The organism is Cryobacterium sp. RTC2.1, from assembly GCF_035018685.1.
GTDB classification, from domain to species: Bacteria; Actinomycetota; Actinomycetes; order Actinomycetales; family Microbacteriaceae; genus Cryobacterium; species Cryobacterium glucosi.
This window is the reverse complement of the sequence record NZ_JASJXJ010000225.1, coordinates 1-4,256: the sequence shown is the minus strand read 5'-3', so window position 1 is coordinate 4,256 and position 4,256 is coordinate 1. Positions and strand designations below refer to the sequence as shown.

Genomic DNA, 4,256 nt, shown 5'->3' with positions numbered 1-4,256 from the left:
TGGCCCGGTCCGCGTGCGGGTTCCGGCCGGGGTCGAGCTGCACGGTCTGGGTGACGATGACGGTGCCCTCGCCGTCGTGCGGGAGTCGCTCGCCGCGCAGGTTCCGCACCCGGCCCGGCTCGGCGACCCGAACGAGTTCGCCGCGCTCGTGCGGCACATCGTGGAGAACCCGATGCTCAACGGCGAGACGATCCGGCTCGACGGCGGAATCCGGATGCCGCCCCGCTGAGCCCGCGCGACCCGGCCTACTCGATGTGGTTGACCTTCCGCTGCGGGGAGCCGGCCGCCCAGCGCTCCGCGGAATCCGTGGCGAGCCCGGCGATCTCGTCCTGGCGGTGCACGATCGCCTCGGCGGCCGCGATCCGCTCCGTCAGGGCCGGCAGTGCGACACCCGCGAGCAGCGCTGAGAGCTGCGCCTCGTACTCGATCCGATGGTTCTCGGTGCCCTCGGTCAGCGAACTCAGCAGCGCGGCGTACTCGATGCGCGCCTCGCGGGCGGTGGCCTGCTCGGTCTGGGTATTCAGCTCGAAGAACTTCGTGCGCGCCCGGTTCTCGGAGATGAGCGCGGCGCGATAGTTCGGGCCCGTGCTCTTCTGCCCGGTCTTCACCCGCAGCCCCGTGGCCCTGGCCAGGATCTCCCTGGCCCTGTCCCGTTCGGCGCGCAGGACCTGAGAACCCGTGACCGTGCCGACGTAGTTCGCCACGATCGGCGCGCCCGGCGCGGGCGCCATCGGCGCACGCGCTGACCGGGTCAGGGGTGCCTGGGGTGCGCGCTGTGCGGCGAGGTGTGCAGCAGACACCGCAGCGGACCGCACCGTCGACACCGGTTCCGGTTCCGGCGGCGCGGGCAGTCGCGACGGGCCGGCCAGTGGCACGTGCAGCGGCACGTTGATCGCTTGCGCTGCGGCGGCCCGTGCGGCCGCGGCCTGTGCCGCGGATGCCTGTGCGGCGGCGGCTTGTGCTGACGCCGTCTGTGCCGCTGCGTGCGCGGCTGCGGCCTGCGCGGTTGCGGCATCTTCTGCCGCGGCTTGTGCTTCGGCGTGAGCGGCTGCGGCCTGCGCCCGGGTGGCCTGCTCGATCGCGGCGTGCGCTGCCTCGGCCTGCTCAGCCGCACGGTGTGCCGCTGCTTGTGCTGCAGCGGTTTGCACGGCGGCGGCGTGCGCCGCCTCGGCCTGTGCCGCCTCGGCTTGCGCGGCGGCGGCCTGCGCCGCGGCTGCCTGAGCGACCGCGGTCTCTGCGGCTGCGGCAAGCGCGGCAGCGGCAGCCGATGCACTGGGTCGCGCCGGCGGTGCAGCGGCCAGTTGCGCGGCGAGCGGCGGCGCGGCAGCAAACGGTGCGCCAGCGAGCGGCGCGGCGACCGGCGGCGCGGCCTGGAGCGCGGCGGCCGGAAGAACAACCGGCACCGCAACGGGCGCGGTCACGGCAGCGCTCACGCCCGGATGACCGGTTTCCCGCGGCTGGACGGCCCGGGCCACGAAGTCGGGGACGACCTCCGTGCTGCCGTCGCCGCGCTTGAGCACCCAGTTCACGTTGTCCCGGCCGCTGACCGTGGGCACCGAGATCTGGGCGACGTCGACAAAGGCCTGTTGGGCGTAGTACTCCGCGTTGGAGAGCACGCCCTTGCCCGGAGACACCCGGGCGTTCATGTGCCGGCTGAACCGGCTGCGCTCTGCGGCGCTCAGGAGCGCCGGGTTGAAGGTGATCGCTGCGCTGCGCCCGAGCCGGACGACGGGGGAGGTCCCGGTCGAGGGCTGGCTTGCGCGTGCGACCGGGGGATTCTTCGCCGCGGAGCGTGCGGCGGAGCGCTGGCTGCGGCGCAGCAGGGCCTCGCGTTCCACGTCACGGAAATCGCCTGCGGCGCTCATTCGAGGACTCCCGCACGTCCAGTGGCGGAGGCCAGCGGCCGGTCGCCGGCTGGGGGTACAGGTGTATCGGGTGTCGGGTGGGTCACGGCGGGTCCGCGTTTCTCGCTTCGACGTCACCTCTTCGTCGGGGTGCTCAGCCGACCCGGGTTTCGGGACCGTGAAGTCGGCAGTCGAACGGAGGGGACCGGCGCGCAGTCAGTGCTGCGAGGGGTCCGACACCGTCTGGAAAATCGAATCAGCCGCCGGGGCGAACGACAGACCTTCCGACGAATGGTTACGTAGTGATAGATGGGTAGGGTCGGCCGTGCGACTGACCCCGGAACAGGGGGTAATCACACGCCCACACATACCCTAGCTGCGCCGACAGCCTCACCGCCAGACATTGCGGCGGGTTTAGCCGCCGCGGGCTGCTGCTGGGTGATGCAGTGGATGCCTCCGCCGCGGGCGAAGAGCGGCCGCGCGTCCACGGTCACAACCTTCCGCCCCGGGTAGGCGTCCTCGAGGATCGACCGGGCCGCGGCATCCGCCCGGGGTTCGCCGAAGCCGCACGCGATGACGCCGCCGTTGACCACGAGATGGTTCACGTAGCTGTAGTCGACGAATCCCTCGTCGTCGGAGATCCGGGCGGGCGCGGGCAGGTCGATGATCGTCCAGGGCCGGCCTGCGGCATCCGTCGAGGCGGCGAGCACCGCGCGCAGCTCGCGGGTCACGGTGTAGTCGGGATGCGCCTGGTCGTTCTGGGCGTGCACCAGGAGCGTGCCGGGCATGGGGATCGCGGCGACGATGTCGACGTGCCCGCGGGTGCCGAAGCGGGCCTGGTCGCGGGTGAGGCCGCGCGGCAGCCAGATCACGTGGGTCGCCCCGAGGGTGCGGGCGAGTTCGGCCTCGACCCTGGCCCGGTCCGCGTGCGGGTTCCGGCCGGGGTCGAGCTGCACGGTCTGGGTGACGATGACGGTGCCCTCGCCGTCGACCTGGATGCCGCCGCCCTCGTTGACGAGCAGCGAGGACACCGGTGTCGCCCCGGCCGCGCGGGTCACGATCCCGGCGATGTCGGCGTCGCGGCCCCAGCTCGCCCAGTCCTGGCCGCCCCAACCGTTGAAGATCCAGTCGACGGCGCCGAGCCTGCCGTTGTCGTCGAGCACGAAGGTCGGCCCGATGTCGCGCATCCAGGCATCGTCGAGCGGGGCCTCGAGCACGTCGACGCCGGCGGAGAGGTGCCGCGCGGCGGCGGCGCGCGCGTCGCGTGCGCCGGTCCCGGCCGTGCTCCCGCCGGGGTCGACGACCATGGTCACCGGCTCGAACTCGAGCACCGCGTGTGCGACGGCCGCCCAGGTGCTGCGCGCCTCCTCCGCCTCGGCCGCCGTGTCGCCGAGCGTGTAACCGTCGGAGGGGAAGGCCATCCAGACCCGCTCGTGCAACGCGGTCTCCGCGGGCATCCGCCAGGTCATGCGCGGTCCGCCGCGCCCGCGCTCGAGTCCGCGTCCGCACCGAACGGATGCGTCAGCTCGACCGGGGCGGTCAGACGCGCGTAGCTGTCGGGCCGGCGCGTGCCCAGGAACGGGAACAGGGCCAGCCACTCGGCCCGCTGGGCGAGATCGAGGTCGGCGACGAGCACGGCCGACGTGTCGCGGGGGGCCTGGACCAGCATCCGCCCGTAGGGGTCGGAGATGAACGAGGAGCCGTAGAAGGTCAGGTCGCCCTCGTCGCCCCAGCGGTTCGGGACGACCATGAACAGGCCGCTCGTGATGCCGTTGCCGACGATGACGTGCTGCCAGATCGGCTGGGTGTCGAAGGCCGGGAAGCCCGGTTCTGAGCCAATCGCGGTCGGGTAGGCGAGGATCTGCGCCCCGGCGAGGCCGTAGAGGCGCGAGACCTCGGGGAACCACTCGTCCCAGCAGGTCGGCAGGCCGATGCGGGCGCCGTCGAGTTCGGCCGGCGCGTAGACGGGGTATGCGTCCTCTGGAGGCCCGGGGCGGAAGTAGGTGTCCTCGTAGTAGCCCTCGGTCACCGGGATGTGCAGCTTGCGGGTACGGCCGAGCAACTCGCCGGAGGGGGAGACGATGATCGCGGTGTTGTAGCCGCGCGGGTCGCCGGGCTGGTCGGCCGGGTCCGGCCGTTCGAACAGCGAGGCGTGCACGACGACGCCGTGCGCGCGGGCCTGCTCGGCGGCGAAGGCGAAGGTCGGGCCGGTGAGCAGGTCCTCGGCATCGAGCTTGGGCACGCCGGTCGCGCGCCGGTTGCCGGGGTACTTGCGGAGGGTCAGCTCCGGGAGGAACACGATCCGGGCTCCCGCGGCGGCGGCGAGGCGGATGCCCTCGGCGAGTTCGGCGCGGAGGGCCGCGTCGTCCGCGTGCCAGCGGTGCTGCACGAGGCCGACCCGGAGCGGGGTGG

At 73.1% G+C, this 4,256-nt stretch carries 3 protein-coding genes and 1 pseudogene; 1 reads left to right on the top strand and 3 read right to left on the bottom strand.

The window, feature by feature from the left end:
• Window positions 1–229, top strand: a pseudogene (locus QN357_RS18055) (hypothetical protein); the annotation flags it as partial.
• 16 nt (window positions 230–245) lie between these two features.
• Here QN357_RS18055 and QN357_RS18050 read toward each other — a convergent pair.
• The 3 genes from QN357_RS18050 to QN357_RS18040 form a co-directional block, all read right to left on the bottom strand.
• Window positions 246–1,865 carry a hypothetical protein gene (locus tag QN357_RS18050; RefSeq protein ID WP_322189406.1) on the bottom strand — a complete coding sequence of 540 codons (1,620 nt, stop codon included), beginning with the start codon at window positions 1,863–1,865 and terminating at the stop codon, window positions 246–248.
• Between the two features lie 332 nt (window positions 1,866–2,197).
• On the bottom strand, window positions 2,198–3,313 hold the full coding sequence (locus tag QN357_RS18045) for an agmatine deiminase family protein (protein WP_322189407.1): 1,116 nt from the start codon (window positions 3,311–3,313) through the stop codon (window positions 2,198–2,200).
• Window positions 3,310–4,256 (bottom strand): nitrilase-related carbon-nitrogen hydrolase (locus QN357_RS18040; protein WP_323505305.1); only part of this gene is annotated, 947 nt, incomplete at its 5' end. The genes QN357_RS18045 and QN357_RS18040, both read right to left, overlap by 4 nt.

What these genes read in the sequence shown, in the direction of transcription:
- QN357_RS18050 (WP_322189406.1), bottom strand. Translation starts at nt 1,865, where the DNA reads ATGAGCGCCGCAGGCGATTTCCGTGACGTGGAACGCGAGGCCCTGCTG.
- QN357_RS18045 (WP_322189407.1), bottom strand. Translation starts at nt 3,313, where the DNA reads ATGACCTGGCGGATGCCCGCGGAGACCGCGTTGCACGAGCGGGTCTGG.